We start from the raw sequence: 19201 nt of genomic DNA, 5'->3' as shown, positions 1-19201 counted from the left end.
AAATCACTTTTATACATCCGTTTATATGAGAAATTCCTTCTTGCTTGTCCTTATGTTTTTGTGTGCAATCTTTGGTAATGCACAGGAAATATCCTTGTCCGGCATAGTAAAGGATAGTCTGGGTGCCGGTGTGGATATGGCCAATGTCATAGCCATTAATACGGCCACCCAAGGTTTGGAATCCTACGGGATAACAAATCATGCAGGGCTATTTAAATTGAAGTTGAAAACTGGTGAGCAATACACGATCAAAGTGAGTTATCTAGGGTTTAGACCAGAATCCTTTACGTTTACCGCAGCTGAGGATGATGCGGTTAAAGATATTGTTTTGTACGAGCAGGCCGCACAGTTAGATGAGGTGGATGTTACTTATGAAATGCCTGTTTCCGTTAAGGGCGATACTATTGTGTACGATACGGATTCCTTCGTTTCCGGGACAGAAAAAAAGTTGAAGGATGTACTGGAAAACCTTCCGGGCATTGAAATAAATGACGATGGCCAAATAGAAGTGGAAGGTAAGACGGTGAGCAAGGTTATGGTAGAAGGAAAGGATTTTTTTGACGGAGATAGCAAATTGGCCGTTGAGAATATCCCTGCCAATTCCTTGAGCAAAGTAGAGGTGTTGAGAAATTTCAATGAGGTCTCACAAATGAAAGGGCTTACCAATGATGATGATAATGTTGCATTGAACATTAAATTAAAAGAAGGAAAAAAGAATTTTTGGTTTGGTGAGATTACGGCAGGGTATGGCCCGGATGATAGGTATTTGGCCCATCCCAAATTGTTTTACTACAGTCCTAAGTACAGCGTAAATATAATTACGGATTTAAATAATATTGGTGAAGTACCTTTTACCCGAAACGACTACAGAAACTTTACGGGCGGATTTAGAAATTTAAACTCAAGAGTTGGAAGTACTATAGCTACGGGAGTAGATGCATTGGGCCTTTCCTCTGCGCAAAATAATAGGGCCAATGATATCGATACCAAGTTTGCGGCGGCAAATTTTAGCTATGCACCAACGGAAAGTCTTGATCTAAGTGGTTTTGGTATATATTCCTATACCGGCACACTTATGAAGTCCGAAGGTAGCACCTCTTATATTGCCAGCAATGATGTGGAGCGTACAACTAGCAATACCGATCAGACCATTCAATTAGGATTGGCAAAGTTAAGTGCCAGGTATAAGCCAAATGAAGATTTTCAATTGGACTATGATGCCCTCCTAAAACAATCAGATGATACCGAGGAGGTCAACATACTTTCCGTTTCTTCCATTACAGATGAAATAATGGAAGTAAAAGAACAAAAACCTTTGGCACTGAACCAAAACCTGAATTTGTACTATACACTTGATGAGAAAAATATTTTTGCGGTAGAGGCCCAGCATTTATACCAGGACGAAGATCCATTTTATGAGGCCATACGAAATGAGTTTGCATTTGTAGATATATTTCCGGTTGATGAAAACCAGGAGATGTATAATATAAACCAGGCTAAAACTGTAGTAACGAACAAGGTAGATGCCAAAGTAGATTATTACAGGGTTCTTGGAAGCAAGAGTAACATCAATTTAACCTTGGGCACTACACAGAGCAATCAGAATTTTAATTCTGGCATTTTTCAAATTTTTGATAATGGGGAGGTATTGAACATGAACGGTGAGGAATTTGGCAATGATGTTAATTTTCATGTGTCTGATGTATACGCAGGGTTACATTATAAGGTGATTTCAGGCATATTTACTTTTAACCCAGGGTTAACCTTGCATAGGTTTAATGTACGTAATGAACAATTGGGTACTGTGGTCAATGACGATCTAACGTCGTTGTTACCAGATGTGTATATCAATGCACAATTAAAAAAATCCGAAAATATTCGTTTCAATTATCAGGTTACTCGTTCGTTTACGGATGTAAGTAATTTTGCGCAAGGATATGTGCTGAACAACTACAATTCCCTGTATAGTGGAAATAGGGATTTGGAAAGTGCGTTAAACCATAATGTTTCCCTTAATTTTTTCAGTTTCAATATGTTTAATTTCACTAACATATTTGCAAATTTGGCATATACCAAAAGAATTGATGCTCTCAAGAACGGTGTAAATATTGTGGGTATCAATAGGGTGGGCAGTACGATCAATTCCAATTTTGCTGATGAATCGTTTAGCGCAAACGGCAAATACGAGCGCACATTTGGCAAGATCAAAGCTTCGGTTCAAGGAAATTTGGGTTGGTCCACGACCAATAACTTGGTAGATAATGTACAGCGTACCTCAAATTCCTTGACACAGAATTATTCCACTGCCTTGTCTACCAATTTTAAAAATGCACCCAATTTGGAATTAGGTTACCGCTATGCCATAAATAATTATGAAAACGGAGGTCTGGAGACCACATTTTACACCAAAAGACCCTATGCACGTTTTGATGCCAGCTTTTTAAAGAACTTTATTTTTAATCTAGATTATGATTATTATAAATATAATGATAAGGAAGATACCATAACCAATACCTATAGTTTTATGGGGGCAGACCTTACCTACCAAAAAAAGAACAGCCATTGGGAGTATGGTATACAGGGAACAAACCTCTTAAATACGACCACGTTAAATAGGGACAGTACCAACGAACTTTATTTCAGTACACAGGCATATTTTGTTCAGCCCCGTTATGTACTGTTATCTATCAAATATAATTTGTAATGGACATTTTATTGAATAGAGTCAATAAATAACATGGTATTAAGATAGGGAACAGAACATTTTTTCTATTTTTGCATCTCATTAAAATAAAGAGGAGGGATTTGACTGATTGCAACCTCTGTTTTTGCCTGCGGGTCTAGACAAAAAAATGCTAAAGCAGTTGATGCTGATACCATATCACATCATACTTCTTTTTCGGCATAAGTTCAAATCCTTTATTAAGAATAAAAAAGTTTGTTATGCCATATTTATTTACATCAGAATCTGTTAGTGAAGGACACCCGGATAAAGTTGCGGATCAAATCAGTGATGCCTTGTTGGATCATTTTTTGGCCTTTGACCCAGAAAGTAAGGTTGCTTGTGAGACCTTGGTAACTACTGGCCAAGTGGTTTTGGCAGGAGAAGTACGCAGCAATACCTATTTAGATGTACAGAACATTGCGCGTGAAGTAATCAATAAAATAGGATATACCAAAGGAGAATACCAATTTAGTGGGGATTCTTGTGGCGTAATATCGTTGATACACGAACAAAGTCAGGATATTAACCAAGGTGTTGATCGCGGTGCCAAAGAAGAGCAAGGTGCCGGTGATCAAGGAATGATGTTCGGTTATGCTACCAGTGAGACCGAAAATTATATGCCTTTGGCCTTGGATATATCACACAAGATTTTACATACTTTGGCAGTACTGCGTAGAGAGGGTAAAGAGATTTCATATTTAAGGCCAGATGCCAAAGCACAGGTTACGTTAGAGTATTCAGATACCAATGAGCCTCAACGTATAGATACTATTGTGGTATCCACACAACATGATGCCTTTGATGCCAACGATGAAAAAATGTTGGAAAAAATTAAATCTGATATCATTTCTATTTTAATTCCCAGGGTTAAGGCACAATTGCCAAGTGAGACTCAAAAATTGTTTGACGATAAGATAAAATATCACATTAATCCTACAGGAAAATTTGTCATTGGTGGACCTCACGGAGATACCGGATTAACCGGAAGAAAGATAATTGTAGATACCTACGGCGGTAAAGGCGCCCATGGTGGCGGTGCTTTTAGTGGTAAGGATCCTAGCAAGGTAGACCGTAGTGCGGCATATGCTGCTCGTCATATTGCCAAAAATTTGGTGGCCGCTGGGGTTGCGGAAGAAATTTTGGTACAGGTAAGCTATGCTATTGGGGTAGTGGAACCAACCTCTATTTATGTAGATACTTACGGTACTTCCAAGGTAGGGCTAAGTGATGGTGATATTGCCAAAAAAGTAGCCCAGTTGTTTGATATGAGGCCTTTTGCAATTGAGGAACGATTAAAGCTGAGAAACCCTATTTATCTGGAAACAGCTGCTTATGGTCATATGGGTAAAGAACCGGTAACTATCACTAAAGTTTTTGAATCACCTTATAACGGCCGTATTGAAAAAGAAGTGGAATTATTTACTTGGGAAAAACTGGATATGGTTTCAGAAATTAAAGCTGCTTTTAGTATGTAAGATTTATAGGATACTATGTTAAAAAAAAGAGCGACCATTTGGTCGCTCTTTTTTTGTGTATTCAAAGAATATAAGGTGGTAAAATAATGGTCAATGAGCGTTCACAACAAATTAACGGACTTTCACCACAAAAATTAATATGTAAGAAAAGTACTACATATATTTGAAAAAGTATTTAACGAATCCCAAATCGTTATCCATAAACTTAACCTTTTTGACTATGACCACTTTTGTGAAATATTTTCAGATGTCCTTGCTTTTTTTGATGTGTTCATGTGCCGGTTCTTGTGCAAAGGATACGGACTTAATTTCAGGGTATATCATAAATACCCCAACACATAAAAAAGATGTCTCAATGGTGTTTGACCAAAAAGTATCTGTACAAGTTCCTGATGTTGATGTAAAAATTCATGTTTTCAGTACTGATGATTATCCAAAATGGGATAAGGTCGGTATAAGGGAAAATTCCCATCAAAATGATAAAATAGCAATTCTCAAATTTGAATAAGAATGCCCATTAAATAAGTTTCCCCAAATAAATCTTAACCTAAAACAGTCCCAAATGAAAACCACAATTAACCAAAATCAGGACATTAGGGTTTTTCGGAATGAATTTTTTTCCGGAATGCTTCTCTTGGCAAAGAAGATATTAATGTTTTGAAGAATTTTTACCTAAAAAAAAAGCGACTCACCTACAGTCGCTTTTTTTATGCCTGAACCTTAGCGGATTTTGAATGCAATGCCATAATTTGTGAGGAGCATTTGCCTATACATGAGGTTGCTTTATACTATAAATGACATATAGAAAGGCTAATGGGTAGGTTGAACTAAGTTTAAATTCATTTCTTTTTTTGTTCCGTACAGCAGTAAACTTTCTTAGCTTTAAGACTTTAAATTTTTAAGACATGCCAAAGTTTACCATCAAAAAAATTTTAACCCTTTTAGTACTGGCCTCAATTATCATTTCCTGCAGAAAGACACCCAAAGTTGCAGATGCAGAAATCTCCGATACCTACGTGGCAGAAAATTACACCAAGCAAGAAGTGGATATTGCCATGCGTGACGGTGTTACGTTACATACCACTATTTATTCGCCAAAGGACACTTCAAAAGAGTATCCAATTATAATGCAGAGAACCCCGTATAGTTCTCAACCTTACGGAGCGGGTAATTATAAAACAAAGATCGCCCCTAATATTCATATGATGCAAGACGGCTATATAGTGGTCTATCAAGATGTGCGCGGTCGTTGGTTAAGTGAAGGGCATTATGAAAATATGCGCGCCTATAATCCCAACAAAAAAACGGACCAGGATATCGATGAAAGTTCAGATACTTATGATACTATTGAGTGGTTGGTCAATAATGTAGAAAACAATAACGGTAATGTAGGTATATGGGGAATTTCGTATCCTGGCTTTTATTCTACCTATGCCGTGGTAGATGCTCATCCGGCTTTAAAGGCTGCATCTCCACAGGCAAGTATTGCCGATTTCTTTTTTGATGATTTCCACCATAATGGAGCATATTTATTAAGTTACTTTAGGGCTACTTCATTGTTTGGTACACCAAGACCAGATGGTGATAAGCCTATAGATACGGCATGGTATACATTGCCGGATTTGCCTACCGAAGATCAGTATCAATTCTTTTTAGATGAAGGACCGTTAAAGAACTTAGATCGATTTTTTGAATACGAAACAGCAGATACCCCACGTATGGCAAAAGAGGGCGTAACCGATGATTATTTCTGGAACGAACTTAAAGAGCATCCAAATTATGATGAAATGTGGCAGAGCAAGGGCTTGATCCAGCATTTAAAAGATGTAAAGCCAACAGTGGCCACAATGGTAGTTGCGGGCGAGTTTGATGCGGAAGATTTGTACGGACCGTTAGAAACCTATAAGAATATAGAAAAGTATAATGCCGATAATTACAATACCTTGGTTTTTGGACCATGGGATCACGGCGGATGGGCACGTAGAAAAGGTCAGAATACTGTGGGCAACTATTATTTTGGCGATGGAATTTCTGAATTTTTCCAAGAACATATAGAAACCAAATTCTTTGATCATTTCTTAAAAGGTGATGGCGATAAGAATAGCGGTTTGCCGGAAGCCTACGTTTTTGATACCGGTAGAAAAGATTGGAAAACCTATGATACATGGCCACCGGCAGGTGTAGTGAAAAAGGATATGTATTTATCTCCAGATCAAGAACTGACTTTTGAGCCAAAAGAAGTGGAAGAAGTAAAGTTTATCAGTGATATTAAAAAACCGGTTCCGTATTCAGAAGATATTAAAACGGTATTTACACCAAGAAAATATATGACCGATGATCAGCGTTTTGCAGCTCGCCGTGGTGATGTCCTGGTGTTTGAAACTGATGTAATGCAAGAAGATTTGACCTTGGCGGGTGATATTTTGGCGAAGCTAAAAGTTGCTACTACGGGTACCGCTGCAGATTGGATCGTGAAAATCATTGACGTACACCCAGCGGATGAACCTGCTTATGAAGGCATGCAAGACCATTTGAAAATGAGCAATTATCATTTAATGGTGCGTAGTGAAGTATTGCGCGGTCGTTTTAGAAATAGTTTTGCCAACCCAGAACCGTTTGTGCCAAATGAAAAAACAGATGTAACCATTAAGTTGCAAGATGTATTCCATACCATTAAAAAAGGGCACAAATTACAGGTACAAGTACAGAGCACTTGGTTTCCGTTAATAGATTTAAATCCGCAGACCTATGTAGATAATATTTTTGAAGCTGATGAGTCGGACTTTAAAACCCAAACACATACCGTGTTTACGGATTCAAGTATAGAGTTTTCTGTGTTGGAGTAGACTATCTAAATTGAAAACTATAAAAAATAAATTACACTTAATTTTAAATTATTTAATAGCCATAGTTTGGTTATTAAATGGATTAATTTGTAAGATTTTTAATTTGGTTCCGAGACATCAAGAAATTGTAGGTCGAATTTTAGGTGAGAATTTTTCTAGACCAATAACAGTTTTAATAGGAATTTCAGAAATTATAATGGCCGTTTGGATTGTTTCCAAATATAATTCAAGAATTAATGCATTGCTGCAAATTAGTATTGTGTTGCTCATGAACTTTCTAGAGTATTTTTTAGTTCCAGACCTATTGTTATGGGGTAAAATGAATAGTGTTTTTGCGTTATTGTTCGTTGGTGTTGTTTATTACAATGAATTTATCTTAAAAAAACAATTGTAATTTGAAAATTTGATATGAGCTTCTTACAGAATCATCCTTTTGCCGTAGAAGCATTTTTTGAAAGCTCGGTTGTATTGACATTTGCAGTGCCAAAGCAAGAATTGAAACCACTTATTCCAGACTTATTGGAATTAGATTGCTTTGAAGATAAATGGGCATTTATAGCTGTTGCAATGGTGCAGACATCTGAACTTCGTCCAAAAGGTTTTCCTAAATTTATGGGGAATAGTTTCTTCTTAACCGGTTATCGAATTTTTGTTCGCTACAGAAATAAGGCGGGTAAAAACTTGCGCGGTCTTTATATTATTAAGTCGGAGACCAATAAGGTTAAAATGGAGTTGCTAGGTAATATCTTCACCAATTATAAGTACACAACCACAGATATCTTATATGACCTAAAAGACGATGTAAAAACCATTTATTCTAAGAAATCTGAATTTAGGGTGGTCATTAATATTTCTAAAGAAGATGTTATAATTCCAATTAATTCACCTTTTAAAAATTGGAAAGATGCTCGAAAATTTGCTGGACCATTACCTCATACATTTACCTTTAATAAAAGAACAAATTCTATGCTAGTTATTCAGGGTGTTCGTCAAAATTGGAAACCAAAGCCAATTATAATTGCGGATTATCATTTTGAATTTTTGAATAATTTTCAGTTTACAAAAGTGATTTTGGCCAGTGCTTTTGAAATTACTAATATTCCATATTATTGGAAAAGAGGCAAAATTGAATCATGGGACTAAAACGAGCGCCTTTTCAAGGGGTAATAAATATTCTTCGCTTTAATTGGCATTTTTATGTCATAGCTGCAGTGCTTTTGCTTTTTGCGCTTGGTTTGCAAATAATTGCCCCTTTTTATCTGCAAAGCATTTTGTTTTGGTTAGCTTTATTAGGAATAACCACTGTAATATTTACGTTATTGGTTTCTTATTATATCTATGATTATTCTTCTTTATATCAATTAGGTTGGTTGCCTAATTTAAATGACAAAAAAGTATTAAATATAAATGCAGGTTTTGATGAAACAAGTGAAATTATAAGAGACGATTTTCCTAATATAGATTTAACAATATGTGATTTTTATGATAGTGAAAAGCATACGGAAGTATCTATTGAAAGAGCTAGATTGCTATATCCGCCTAGTAGCAATACAGTAAAGGTCAATGCACAAAACTTACCATTTAAGGATAATACTTTTTCGGTAGTAATAGCAATGTTTTCTGCTCACGAAATAAGAAATACAGAAGAAAGAGAACTTTTTTTTAAAGAGCTTAAAAGGGTTATGAAAGAAGATGGTCAAATATTTGTTACGGAGCATCTTAGAGATTCATTTAATTTTATAGCATATACCATTGGTTTTTTTCATTTTTATTCTAGATCTAATTGGTTAAAAATTTTTAAAAATGCTGGTTTAAGACTGGTTAAAGAGGGGAAAACAACACCTTTTGTTTCAACTTTTATATTGCATAAAAATGGAGCTACAAATTAAGATAATTGGAGGTGTATTAATTCTCTTGGCCTTAATACATATAATATTCCCAAGGTATTTTAATTGGAAAGAAGAGTTAAATAAATTAAGTCTTGTTAATAAACAAATAATGACGGTTCATACCATTTTTATAGCATTGACAGTGTTGTTAATGGGTTTGTTATGCCTCACTTCTACTAAAGAATTAATAGAAACTAATTTAGGTAAGACCATTTCATTCGGGTTTGCAATTTTTTGGACTATACGCTTGTTTATTCAATTTTTTGGCTATTCTACTTCATTGTGGAATGGGAAAACCTTTGAAACTATTATACATGTCATATTTTCTGTTCTATGGTTCTATTTGAGTGGTGTTTTTTGGTTGATTTATTTTAAATGAATTCAATCAATTTTAATTTGATGTGTTTCTATAATGTGTCGTTAAATTTTACCTATTTTTAATAACCATCAAACCGCAATCAATGAAGAACCTATTCCTTATCACAACAGGGTTATTATTTCTGCTACCAATAACTTTACAAGCACAGAAAAACAATGCTAAAAAGCCCAATATCATTTTCATCATGTCAGATGATCATGCATATCAGGCCATAAGCGCATATGATGATAAATTACTGCAAACACCCAATATTGATCGTTTGGCAAAAGAGGGCATGCTTTTTACCAATGCGAGTGTTACCAACTCTATTTGTGCACCTTCGCGGGCAACAATATTAACAGGCAAGCACACTCATATCAATGGGAAAGTGGATAATTATTTTCCGTTCGATACCACGCAGGTGACGTTTCCACAAATCTTTCAAAAGAATGGGTATAAAACGGCTATGTTCGGCAAGCTTCACTTTGGCAATAATCCAAAAGGGGTAGATGAGTTTATGATTTTGCCGGGTCAGGGGCACTATATTAATCCAGATTTTATAGTCACCAATGGTGATACCATAACCAAACAAGGCTATGTTACCGATATCATAACAGATGTATCATTAGATTGGTTGAAGGAAGAAGCGTCCAATGACGAGCCTTTTATGATGATGTACTTGCACAAAGCACCGCACAGACCGTGGTGGCCAAGACCGGATAAGTTCAAGGAGTTCACGAAAAAAACCTTCCCAGAGCCTGAAACTTTATTTGATGATTACAGCAATAGAGGATCGGCGGCAAAGACGGCAGAAATGAATTTGTTGACACACATGATGTACAGTCATGATAGTAAAATTAGACCGGAAACCTTAGCCAAAATGGAAGGGAAGGTTTTACCGGTAGTGGAGGAATTTCCCAACAGTTTTTATGGTCCGTATAATCGTGCCACGGCAGAACAAAAGGCATTGTATGATCCGGTGTTAGATTCGATCAACGATTTTTTCTATAAGAATTGGCCAAAAATGAACGATACCGAGAAAATGAAATGGAAGTACCAGCGCTATATGCAAGATTATTTGGGTAGTATTTCTTCGGTAGATGATAATGTAGGTCGCTTATTGGACTATTTGGACGAAAGCGGATTGGCAGAAAATACTATTGTAATTTACACCTCTGACCAAGGATTTTACTTAGGGGAACACGGTTGGTTCGATAAACGATTCATATATGACGAATCATTCAAAACTCCGTTATTGGTACGTTGGCCAAATGTGGTAGCACCTGGTTCTGTAGAAAATGAAATGGTGCAGAATTTAGACTTTGCACAAACCATGTTAGAAGCGGTAGGCATCACGCCGCCAAGTGATATGCAAGGCGAAAGTTTAATGCCCTTGTTGAAAGGCGAAAAAGAAAAATGGACTAGAGATGCCGTGTATTATCAATACTATGAATATCCATCTGTTCATATGGTAAAGCGTCACTATGGTATTGTGAATAAAGAATTTAAATTGGTGCATTTCTACTATGATGTTGATGAGTGGGAGTTGTATGATAGATTGAAGGACCCAAAGGAAATGAACAATGTCTACAATGACCCTGCCTACGCAGATACCGTTAAAAAATTAAAGAAAGATTTAATTACACTTCGTAAAAAATATAAAGATTCCCCGGAGCAAGATCAGATGTATATAGATAAATATAAGAGCGCAGGGATGATTGAGTAGTTTTTCATTGTTCGTTGTTCGTTGTTCGTTGTTCGGTGATAGTAAAATGTCAGTTCGAGTGCTCTTAAACTAATTTTTCTTTAGGTTAGGAGTGTATCGAGAACAGGTTTGGAACACGTGTGTCTCTTTTTTTTACTTTAAAAAAACACATCTATGTTGACATTGTAGCATATTTTGAACCACGCATGTTTTAATTTTAAAGACCTTCAGAAAACTAACAACAAGACCAAGAATTATTTTTTTTTCATAAAATACTAGGTTTTTAAATTTTTCTGCCTTTATATTTGTAGCTCAAAGTTCACACACGTATTGAATAGTTATCAAGAAAGGTGGAGGGATTAGACCCTTTGAAACCTTAGCAACCCTTTGTTTCATACAAAGAAGGTGCTACATTCTACCCTTAGGGGAAGGATAACAGTAATCGATTTTCTCGATATTACTTTCTTATAACTTTTTGATTTTACTTACTCACATTTTTATGTGTTTAAGTTGGGCTTTTTAATTATTAAAATAATTTTTAAAAACAACAAAATCATGAGTAATCACAAATTAGCAACAAACGCATTACACGCAGGTCACGACACCACTACAAATGGAGGTACAAGGGCAGTGCCTATTTATCAAACATCATCGTATGTATTTAATGATACCGATCATGCGGCAAACTTATTTTCACTTAAAGAACTAGGGTTTATTTACACACGGTTAAACAACCCTACCAATCAAATTTTACAAGATAGATTAGCTGCTGTTGAAGGTGGTGTTGGGGCTGTGGTCTTTGCATCTGGTACTGCTGCTATTTCTACAGGTTTATTGACCTTGTTAAAAGCGGGCGATCATATTGTAGCATCCAGCAGTTTATACGGTGGTACCTTTAATTTATTGAATGTTACCCTACCAAGATTCGGTATTACGACCACCTTTGTAGATGCATCTGATCCTGAAAATTTTGGAAAAGCGGTACAGGATAATACAAGGGCTTTCTTTGTGGAATCTTTAGGGAATCCGAAATTGGATGTGTTAGATCTAAAAGGGATCTCAAAGGAGTCTAAAGCGGCTGGAGTACCATTTATAGTAGATAACACTGTGGCTACACCTTCATTGTTAAATCCTATTGAGCACGGTGCCAACTTGGTCATTCATTCATTGACGAAGTATATTGGCGGTCAAGGAACGTCTTTAGGTGGCGCAATTATAGATGCCGGTACGTTCGATTGGACCAACGGAAAATTCCCTGAATTCACGGAACCATCTGCAGGTTACCACGGTTTGGTATATAGTGAGGCATTAGGTGCGGCAGCATTTACCTTTAAATTGATACTGGAAGGTTTACGTGATTTTGGTGGGGCATTGAGTCCGTATAACGCCTTCCAAATTATACAAGGTTTAGAGACTTTGCCGGTACGTATAAAGCAACACAGTGCAAATGCATTGGAATTGGCTACTTGGTTAGAAGGAAGGGAAGAAGTGGCTTGGGTAAATTACCCAGGATTAAAGAGCAATAAGTACTATGACTTGGCACAAGAATACTTGCCAAAAGGTCAAAGCGGATTGGTTACCTTTGGTATCAAGGGCGGTTTTGAAGCGGCTAAAAAGGTTACCGATGCCACTAAGATTTTTTCATTACTTGCCAATATTGGTGACACCAAATCATTGATTATTCACCCGGCAAGTACTACTCACCAGCAATTAACTGCAGAGCAGCAAGAAGGTGCAGGTGTAGGGCAAGATTTAATTCGTTTGTCCGTAGGTCTTGAAGATATAGAAGATTTAAAAGCAGATTTAGAGCAGGCATTTGCAAGTCTTTAAATTAGATAAGGTAAAAGCTGAAACCACCGGTCACTGAGCGAAGCCGAAGTGATCGGTGGTTTAAGAAAAAAGAATATTGGTGGCGGCTGAGCCTAGCCGAAGTCATTGAATGTTCAAGAATATATTATTTTACATGTGGTGGCTGAGCGAAGTCGAAGCTCAGCCACAAATTGATTTTGAAATAGATGTTACATCAACTACAGATTAAAAAATACAAGACCCTAAGCGGTAGTGCTCAAGATATTCAATTATCGTATCAGGTATTTGGAAAAAAATTACATACTGCACCCATTATATTGGTGAATCATGCATTAACGGGCAATTCTAATGTTACCGGTGAAAATGGTTGGTGGTCTGCCTTGATCGGAGAAGAGAAGTGTATAGATACCAACAAGTACACTATTTTGGCATTCAACATTCCGGGTAATGGTCATGATAAGTTTGTAATAGAGAACTATAAGGATTTTGTAGCCGGTGATGTAGCTAGATTATTTTTATTGGGCCTACAGCAGTTAAAAGTAGAACGTTTGTTTGCATTGATCGGTGGATCTTTAGGTGGCGGTATCGCTTGGGAAATGGCAGCATTGCACCCAACGCTGACAGAACATTTGATTCCTGTGGCATCTGACTGGAAATCGACCGATTGGTTAATAGCCAATTGCCAAATACAGGAACAGTTTTTAGTGAATTCTAAACAACCTGTGCATGATGCCCGTATGCATGCCATGTTATGTTATAGGACACCTGCTTCCTTTAAAGAGCGATTTAAACGAAGTACCAATGAGGAGCTTAAGGTGTTTAATGTAGAAAGTTGGTTAATGCACCATGGCGATAAGCTACAAGAGCGTTTTCAATTGTCTGCGTATAAGTTGATGAATCAATTGTTAAAGACCATTGATATAACTAGGGATGGTGATGAGAATTTTATTAAGCTACAAAATAGCGATACCAATATTCATATTATCGGGGTAGATTCCGATATGTTCTTTACTGCCCAAGAAAACAAAGATACCTTTAAGCAATTGGCGCAGGCAAAGAGTAATGTAACCTATGGCGAAGTACAATCGTTACATGGGCATGATGCCTTTTTGATCGAGTTTGATCAGATGGAAAAATTGCTGACCGGTATTTTTAATACCAACGGTAATATCAAGAAAATCAAAATCTTAAAATTTGGCGGTAAATCGTTAAGCAATGGCGAAGGACTTGAGCGTGTATTGGATATCGTTACACAAAAGGTCAAGAACAATGAGAATGTAGCTATGGTGGTTTCCGCAAGGGAAAAGGCTACGGATCAGCTAGAGGATATGCTGGAGAAAGCAGCCAAGGGAAAAGATTATAGGTCGGATTTTGAATCGCTTGAGAAGTATCAAAAACATACCTATTCCAATGTAAATCTATCTGTGGAATTCAAGGGCTTGGCAAAGCTGTATGAAGGAGTTTCCCTGTTGGGAGATTATAGTGCCAAAATAAAAGATGAGGTGTTGGCGTATGGCGAGTTGATTTCTGCCAAACTGGTAACCAAACTATTGATCGGTAAAGGGATCAATGCCAAACTTGTAGATACTCGTGAAGTTATTAAGACCGATGATACCTTTGGTGACGCCAAGGTGCTTGAAAATGAATCCAAAGAATTGGTGCTTTTAAAATTCGCTGAAATTCCGAGTGATACGGTAGCGGTAGTAACCGGTTTCATAGCTTCTACAGTGGAGAACGAGACAACTACTTTAGGTAGGAATGGTAGTAACTATTCCGCCGCATTATTGGCTAATTTTTTAGATGCCGAAGAATTACAGAATTATACCCATGTTGATGGTATTTATACGGCAAATCCTGATTATGTGCCGGAGGCGAAAAGACTGGCGAACCTATCTTATGAAGAAGCAAATGAGCTTGCCAATTTTGGAGCTACTATTTTACATGCCAAAACTATAATTCCCTTAATTGAGAAGAACATTCCGTTACGTATTTTAAATACCTATAATGATGATAATGAGGGTACTTTAATAAGCGCCAAATCTAGTAAAGAAGGTATAAAGTCGCTCTCGGTTATAGAAGATGTTGCTATGATAAATATAGAAGGTCGTGGCTTGTTAGGGAAAGTAGGGGTAGATGCCCGTATTTTTAAAGCCTTACAATCTAGCAATATTAGTGTGAGCATTATTTCCCAAGGATCATCCGAAAGGGGAATAGGTCTTGTGGTGAAAAAGGATAAGGCTAAAAGAGCAAAGCTGGCACTGGAAAATGAGTTTAGCAACGATTTTGAATCAAAGGATGTAAATATGATTACAGTGATGGATGATGTGTCTATCATATCTATCGTAGGTCAAGATTTAAGTACTTTTCACAATCCGTTCAATGCATTGATCAAAAACCAGATCGTACCGTTATTGTTCAATAATACGGTATCTGGCAAGAACGTAAGTTTGGTAGTAAAGAAATCAGATTTGCATAAGGCGGTCAATGTTATGCACGGTCAGGTGTTCGGCATCAGCAAGAAAATTAATATTTTGATCTTCGGTCATGGTAATGTAGGCGGTACGTTGATAGAACAGATTTTAAAATCGGCAAAGTCCATAAAAGAGCGTAAGAAATTAGACCTAAGGGTTTTTGGAATTGCAAACTCTAAAAAGATATTGTTGAATGAAAAAGGCATTGCCAAAAACTGGAAGACACAACTAGAGCAGAAAGGAAAACCGTATAAGGTTGATGACGTCTTTGAATTTGCAAAGCGGCATCATTTAGAGAACCTTATAGTAATAGATAATACGGCAAGTAAAGATTTCGTAGCCAACTATTTTGAATTTGTAGAGCATGGTTTTGATATTGTGTCATCGAACAAAATTGCCAATACCTTGCGTTACGATTTTTATCAGTTATTGAGGGAAGAATTGCAAAAAAATCAAAAGCAATATCTGTACGAAACCAATGTAGGAGCAGGATTGCCATTGATTGATACCATTAAGTTGTTACATTTATCCGGAGAGAATATAACAAGGATAAAAGGCGTGTTCTCAGGTTCTTTAAGTTATATTTTCAATACATTCTCAGAAGTGGATGTACCTTTTTCATCGATTTTGAAAGATGCAATGCAAAAAGGATTTACAGAGCCTGATCCACGTGAAGATCTTTCTGGAAATGATGTTGGGCGTAAATTATTGATTTTAGCACGTGAACTGGATTTGCATAATGAGTTTGCAGATATCAATATTGAAAACCTGATACCTAAAAAACTACAAGATGGTGAGGTAGATTTCTTCTTGCAGCATTTAGAAGTGTTGGATACCAAGTTCAATGAAATTAAGAAGAACCAAAAACCAGACCATGTATTGCGTTATGTAGGTGATCTGCATGGCAATCTTCAGAAAGAGAAAGGAGTATTAGATGTTAAATTGGTCTCCGTACCCAAAGAAAGTGCCCTGGGGCAAGTAAAAGGGTCGGATTCCATAATAGAGATCTATACGGAATCTTACGGTGAAAATCCGTTAGTAATACAAGGCGCAGGTGCAGGCGCAGCAGTAACAGCAAGAGGTGTCTTTGGGGATATATTGCGAATAGCGGAGAAAGGGTAATGGATAGTACGAAGTACAAAGTACAAAGTATAGGAAAGTAGAAATAGGAATAGAGAAGAATTAGTGTAATGAAAAAAAACAATAATAAATTTGAAACGAACGCAATACGTACACAATTAAAACGAAGCGAAAATTTGGAGCATTCCGTTCCATTGTATTTGACCTCTAGTTTTGTATTTGAAGATGCGGAAGATATGCGCGCATCGTTTGCTGAGGAAAAAGATCGTAATATATACTCAAGATATTCTAATCCTAATTCATCGGAGTTTATAGAAAAAGTGTGCCAGATGGAAGGAGCGGAGAGCGGATTTGCTTTTGCATCGGGGATGGCAGCTGTATTTTCTACATTGGCAGCGTTGCTAGATAGTGGAGATCATGTGCTATCGGCAAGAAGTATTTTTGGTTCTACGCATTCGTTGTTTACCAACTTTTTTCCTAAGTGGAATATTGATCATACATACTTTAAAATAGATGAGTTAGAAAAAATTGAAGGTCTAATTACACCAAAGACAAAAATCATCTATGCGGAAACGCCTACCAATCCAGGTGTTGATGTGTTGGATTTGGAGGAATTGGGTAAAATTGCCAAAAAGAATAATCTAATTTTAATCATAGATAATTGTTTTGCATCACCTTACTTACAACAGCCCATTAAATTTGGGGCGGACTTGGTCATACATTCCGGTACCAAACTAATGGATGGTCAAGGTAGGGTTTTGGCAGGTATTACCGTTGGTAGTGCAGATTTGATAGATAAGGTGTATCGTTTCTCACGAATTACCGGTCCGGCACTTTCACCTTTCAATGCCTGGGTCCTTTCTAAAAGTTTAGAAACACTGGCAATAAGAGTCGATAGACATTGTGATAATGCTTTAAAGTTAGCCGAATATTTAGAAGCCAACAATAAGGTTAACTGGGTAAAATATCCATTTTTAAAATCGCACCCTAAATATGAAATTGCAAAAAAGCAGATGAAAGCGGGTGGTTGTGTAGTAGCCTTTGAAGTTAAAGGTGGATTAGAGGCGGGTAGGGAGTTTTTCGATTCCATTAAACTATTATCCCTTTCTGCCAATTTAGGAGATTCAAGAACTATCGTTACGCATCCGGCATCTACAACGCATAGTAAATTAAGTGTAGAGGAACGTGCTGCGGTGGGCATATCAGATGGTACGGTCAGAATTTCTGTAGGCCTGGAACATATAGACGATATCATAGCGGATATTGCTCAGGCCTTAGGCTAAAAGATATAGTGATTAAAACAAAAAAAGCCCGGCACGTACCGGGCTTTTTTTGTTATATAAGCTGAGTTATTTTGTCAATGTCATATTATAAGTTGCGCTAACACTTGTTGTAGCACCGAAGAAATCTACAGTTTCGTCAATTGTATAGCGTAGGGACATTTTATTATCCGTAAGTTCTGTAATGGTAAAGCCTACTTCCTCATCACCAGTGCCAAAATATAGGGTACTGCCATCTAGTCTCCATGCATCACTTTCAAAAAAGTCTTCACCGGTTTCTTCTTCGGTCGATGTTTCTCCCATAACCGTAGTGGTAATTACAGTGGTATAAGAACCTTCACTAGTTACTATGTTAGGGTCTTCTGAAAAAGTAACCACAATATTAAAATCCTTACCAACCGCGGTGAAAGTTGTAGGTATAGATGTGCCGTCAAAATTAGTATCTGATCTACCATCTTTTGTTTCAAGTGCGGTCAAGTTCCATGTACCTGTAATTTCAGATTCACTGGCGTTTAAGGTTTCGCCCTCATCGTTAGAACAGGATAAGTTTATCAAAGTGAACGTAACCAAAAGGGTCAAAACGAATATTTTTCTCATAAGGGAATAGCTTGTTAGCGTATATAAAACGTTAAATTGAACCTTCAAGTATTTTATCAATATTTTTTTATTTGGCTATCTTAGCGTTATGCTCTCTAAAAAGACAAAATACGGATTAAAGGCCCTATCATATTTAGCCTTACAGGTTGATAAAAAGCCTGTACAGATATCAGAAATTGCCGAAAAGGAAAATATCTCACAAAAGTTCTTGGAAAGTATTTTATTGAGCTTGCGAAAAACAGGGTTTTTAGGTTCTAAAAAAGGAAAGGGCGGCGGATATTATTTATTGAAATCTCCAGAAGAAATATCCATGACAGATGTAATGAGAGTACTGGAGGGTCCTATTTCTATGGTACCTTGTGTAAGCTTAAACTTTTATGAAACCTGTGATGATTGTCCGGATGAACAAACTTGTTCCGTTCATAAATTAATGCTGCAGGTGCGTGATAGTACTTTGGAGGTTTACAGAAAAAATACTTTAAAGGATTTAATTTCTTAATTACAGCCCATATAAATTCTCGATATTAGGTGTTTCCGTGTTGAGGAATCTCAAATTTTAATGCCCTTTTGTTATTAATCTACTAAATCTATAGGGTAATAGAAATTTATCTCAATTTTTGACGACTACTTTGAAAATATATACTATTTTTGAAAACTCTATTAAATTAGTAGGGTAATAAAAATTAAAGTAAAGATGATTGCAGATCAACTTATAATAAATAAAAAAGAGTCTAAGACCACCTATAAAGAGGATAAAACCTCAGAAAAGCCTTTGCGAAGTGTAGCAAAGGCATTTAGTTGGAGAGTAATAGGAACTTTGGACACTTTGGTAATATCATACATACTTACAGGTAAAATTTCTCTTGCCGCATCTATTGCTTCCATTGATTTTGTAACGAAAATGATATTGTACTTTTTTCATGAAAGAATCTGGAATTTAGTAAAGTGGGGTAAATAATAAACTTA

At 36.7% G+C, this 19201-nt stretch carries 14 protein-coding genes and 1 riboswitch; of the genes, 13 read left to right on the top strand and 1 reads right to left on the bottom strand.

Features of this window, described 5'->3' with window-relative positions; all coding sequences use genetic code 11:
• Positions 1–25: 25 nt before the first annotated feature.
• From JM81_RS07710 to JM81_RS07655, 11 genes are all read left to right on the top strand, one after another.
• Positions 26–2704 carry a TonB-dependent receptor gene (locus tag JM81_RS07710; protein ID WP_144801983.1) on the top strand — a complete coding sequence of 893 codons (2679 nt, stop codon included), beginning with the start codon at positions 26–28 and terminating at the stop codon, positions 2702–2704.
• A gap of 239 nt (positions 2705–2943) precedes the next feature.
• Positions 2944–4200, top strand: a complete 1257-nt coding sequence (gene metK / locus JM81_RS07705) for a methionine adenosyltransferase (RefSeq protein ID WP_144801981.1) — start codon at positions 2944–2946, stop codon at positions 4198–4200.
• A 220-nt stretch (positions 4201–4420) separates the two neighbouring features.
• A complete protein-coding gene (locus JM81_RS07700; protein WP_144801978.1) occupies positions 4421–4708 on the top strand; it encodes a hypothetical protein in 288 nt (95 codons plus the stop codon).
• 397 nt (positions 4709–5105) lie between these two features.
• Positions 5106–7046: a CocE/NonD family hydrolase gene (locus JM81_RS07695; protein ID WP_186435546.1), complete on the top strand. Its 1941-nt coding sequence runs from the start codon at positions 5106–5108 to the stop codon at positions 7044–7046.
• Between the two features lie 10 nt (positions 7047–7056).
• Positions 7057–7440 (top strand): DoxX-like family protein, encoded by a 384-nt coding sequence (locus tag JM81_RS07690; RefSeq protein ID WP_261374996.1) that lies wholly within the window; start codon positions 7057–7059, stop codon positions 7438–7440.
• 14 nt (positions 7441–7454) lie between these two features.
• Complete coding sequence (locus JM81_RS07685; protein WP_144801975.1) at positions 7455–8189, top strand: DUF2071 domain-containing protein; 735 nt, start codon at positions 7455–7457, stop codon at positions 8187–8189.
• Positions 8180–8935 carry a class I SAM-dependent methyltransferase gene (locus tag JM81_RS07680; RefSeq protein WP_144801972.1) on the top strand — a complete coding sequence of 252 codons (756 nt, stop codon included), beginning with the start codon at positions 8180–8182 and terminating at the stop codon, positions 8933–8935. The genes JM81_RS07685 and JM81_RS07680 overlap by 10 nt, the downstream gene beginning before the upstream one ends.
• A gap of 461 nt (positions 8936–9396) precedes the next feature.
• A complete protein-coding gene (locus JM81_RS07670; protein ID WP_144801967.1) occupies positions 9397–11019 on the top strand; it encodes a sulfatase in 1623 nt (540 codons plus the stop codon).
• 314 nt (positions 11020–11333) lie between these two features.
• Positions 11334–11437: riboswitch (SAM riboswitch) on the top strand.
• 116 nt (positions 11438–11553) lie between these two features.
• Positions 11554–12828, top strand: a complete 1275-nt coding sequence (locus tag JM81_RS07665; RefSeq protein WP_144801964.1) for an O-acetylhomoserine aminocarboxypropyltransferase/cysteine synthase family protein — start codon at positions 11554–11556, stop codon at positions 12826–12828.
• A gap of 185 nt (positions 12829–13013) precedes the next feature.
• Positions 13014–16400: a bifunctional aspartate kinase/homoserine dehydrogenase I gene (gene thrA, locus JM81_RS07660; protein WP_144801961.1), complete on the top strand. Its 3387-nt coding sequence runs from the start codon at positions 13014–13016 to the stop codon at positions 16398–16400.
• 68 nt (positions 16401–16468) lie between these two features.
• A complete protein-coding gene (locus JM81_RS07655) occupies positions 16469–17641 on the top strand; it encodes a trans-sulfuration enzyme family protein (protein WP_144801958.1) in 1173 nt (390 codons plus the stop codon).
• Between the two features lie 66 nt (positions 17642–17707).
• Here the strand turns inward: JM81_RS07655 and JM81_RS07650 are convergent, their stop codons facing one another.
• Positions 17708–18235, bottom strand: coding sequence for a hypothetical protein (locus JM81_RS07650; protein ID WP_144801954.1), 528 nt, complete (start codon positions 18233–18235; stop codon positions 17708–17710).
• Between the two features lie 88 nt (positions 18236–18323).
• On the opposite strand from JM81_RS07650, the gene JM81_RS07645 reads away from it, so the two are divergent.
• Both JM81_RS07645 and JM81_RS07640 read left to right on the top strand, forming a co-directional pair.
• The gene (locus JM81_RS07645) at positions 18324–18734 is read left to right on the top strand and encodes an RrF2 family transcriptional regulator (protein WP_089262428.1); all 411 of its coding nucleotides are present in this window, start codon (positions 18324–18326) and stop codon (positions 18732–18734) included.
• 195 nt (positions 18735–18929) lie between these two features.
• Positions 18930–19193 (top strand): DUF2061 domain-containing protein, encoded by a 264-nt coding sequence (locus tag JM81_RS07640; protein ID WP_144801951.1) that lies wholly within the window; start codon positions 18930–18932, stop codon positions 19191–19193.
• The last annotated feature ends 8 nt before the right edge of the window (positions 19194–19201 follow it).

It is taken from the genome of Maribacter sp. MAR_2009_72 (genome assembly GCF_007827235.1).
Classification (GTDB): domain Bacteria; phylum Bacteroidota; class Bacteroidia; order Flavobacteriales; family Flavobacteriaceae; genus Maribacter; species Maribacter sedimenticola.
Note: the sequence above shows the minus strand (reverse complement) of the source record. Positions and strands in the feature narration are given on the sequence as shown.

Coding starts and splice junctions, on each gene's coding strand:
- JM81_RS07650 (WP_144801954.1), bottom strand. CDS start 18,235: ATGAGAAAAATATTCGTTTTGACCCTTTTGGTTACGTTCACTTTGATA.
- JM81_RS07670 (WP_144801967.1), top strand. CDS start 9,397: ATGAAGAACCTATTCCTTATCACAACAGGGTTATTATTTCTGCTACCA.
- JM81_RS07665 (WP_144801964.1), top strand. CDS start 11,554: ATGAGTAATCACAAATTAGCAACAAACGCATTACACGCAGGTCACGAC.
- JM81_RS07695 (WP_186435546.1), top strand. CDS start 5,106: ATGCCAAAGTTTACCATCAAAAAAATTTTAACCCTTTTAGTACTGGCC.
- JM81_RS07700 (WP_144801978.1), top strand. CDS start 4,421: ATGACCACTTTTGTGAAATATTTTCAGATGTCCTTGCTTTTTTTGATG.
- thrA (WP_144801961.1), top strand. CDS start 13,014: ATGTTACATCAACTACAGATTAAAAAATACAAGACCCTAAGCGGTAGT.
- JM81_RS07645 (WP_089262428.1), top strand. CDS start 18,324: ATGCTCTCTAAAAAGACAAAATACGGATTAAAGGCCCTATCATATTTA.
- JM81_RS07640 (WP_144801951.1), top strand. CDS start 18,930: ATGATTGCAGATCAACTTATAATAAATAAAAAAGAGTCTAAGACCACC.
- JM81_RS07685 (WP_144801975.1), top strand. CDS start 7,455: ATGAGCTTCTTACAGAATCATCCTTTTGCCGTAGAAGCATTTTTTGAA.
- metK (WP_144801981.1), top strand. CDS start 2,944: ATGCCATATTTATTTACATCAGAATCTGTTAGTGAAGGACACCCGGAT.
- JM81_RS07680 (WP_144801972.1), top strand. CDS start 8,180: ATGGGACTAAAACGAGCGCCTTTTCAAGGGGTAATAAATATTCTTCGC.
- JM81_RS07710 (WP_144801983.1), top strand. CDS start 26: ATGAGAAATTCCTTCTTGCTTGTCCTTATGTTTTTGTGTGCAATCTTT.
- JM81_RS07655 (WP_144801958.1), top strand. CDS start 16,469: ATGAAAAAAAACAATAATAAATTTGAAACGAACGCAATACGTACACAA.